The organism is Pseudomonas sp. P5_B2 (assembly GCF_056400445.1).
On sequence record NZ_JBFULH010000889.1, the window covers coordinates 1 to 1,391 of the forward strand.

General features: G+C 59.5%; 1 protein-coding gene. It reads left to right on the plus strand.

All coding sequences use genetic code 11. From position 1 onward, the window contains the following. The first annotated feature begins 21 nt into the window (after positions 1-21). On the plus strand, positions 22-1,371 hold the full coding sequence (locus AC1DRJ_RS27750; RefSeq protein ID WP_477804962.1) for an NCS2 family permease: 1,350 nt from the start codon (positions 22-24) through the stop codon (positions 1,369-1,371). Positions 1,372-1,391: the final 20 nt, after the last annotated feature.

A 1,391-nucleotide genomic window follows, 5' to 3' on the forward strand; every position in this document is an offset into this window, starting at 1 on the left:
AACTCTTGAGGAGTACTCGCTGTGGAAAGCCGCAAATCCGAAGCATCGACGCTGGATCTCTCGCCGCCATTACGCAATGGCTTACTTGAGCGCATCTTCAAACTCAGCTTGCATGGCACCACGGTGAAGACCGAGCTGATTGCCGGTCTGACAACTTTCATCACGATGGCTTACATCATCTTCGTTAACCCCAACATCATGGCCGACGCCGGGATCGATCACGGCGCCGCCTTTGTTGCGACCTGCATCGCGGCCGCGCTGGGTTGCCTGTTGATGGGCCTCTACGCCAACTGGCCCGTCGGCCTGGCGCCGGGCATGGGCTTGAACGCTTTCTTCACCTACACCGTGGTTGGCACCATGGGCTACAACTGGGAAACCGCCCTCGGTGCGGTGTTCGTGTCTGGTGTGTTGTTCATGATCCTGACCTTTTCGCGGATTCGCGAATGGCTGCTCAACAGCATTCCAGTGAGCCTGCGCTTTGCCATGGGCGCTGGCGTCGGTTTGTTCCTGGGGCTGATCGGTTTGAAAACCGCGGGCATTGTCGTCGATAGCCCGGCGACCCTGATAAAGCTCGGCTCCCTGCGCGAACCCGGCCCGCTGCTCGCCGCTGTTTGCTTCCTGATGATCGCCATCCTCAGCTATCACAAAGTGTTCGGCGCAATCCTCATCAGCATCATCACCGTCACCCTGGCCGGCTGGGGCCTGGGCCTTGTCCACTACGAAGGCATTATGTCGGCCCCGCCGAGCCTCGCGCCGACCTGGATGGCCATGAATCTGGCCGGCGTATTCAACGTCAGCATGATCAGCGTGGTCCTGGCCTTCCTCTTTGTGCACATGTTCGACACCGCCGGTACTCTGATGGGTGTGGCTCAGCGCGCCAACCTGGTGGGCGCGGACGGCCGGATCGAAAACCTCTCCCGCGCCATGAAAGCCGACAGTGCGTCCAGCGTATTTGGTGCTGTAGTGGGTGTTCCGCCGGTCACCAGTTACGTTGAAAGTGCCGCGGGCGTTGCAGCGGGCGGTCGGACCGGGCTTACCGCCGTGACCGTGGGCGTGCTATTTATTGCCGCGATGTTCTTCGCGCCATTGGCCGGCATGATCCCCGCCTACGCAACTGCCGGTGCGCTGATTTATGTGGCGATGCTGATGATGGGCGGTATGAAGCACATCGAATGGGACGAAGCGACCGACAGCATTCCGGCCATCGTCACCGCAATCATGATGCCGCTGACTTTCTCGGTCGCCGACGGCATCGCGCTGGGTTTCATCACCTACGTGGCGATGAAGGCCGGCACGGGTAAGTACAAGGAAATCTCGGTCAGCTTGTGGGTGCTTTGCACGATCTTCATCGCCAAGTTCATTTTCTTGTAAGCCGGCTACGTTTCAAAAAC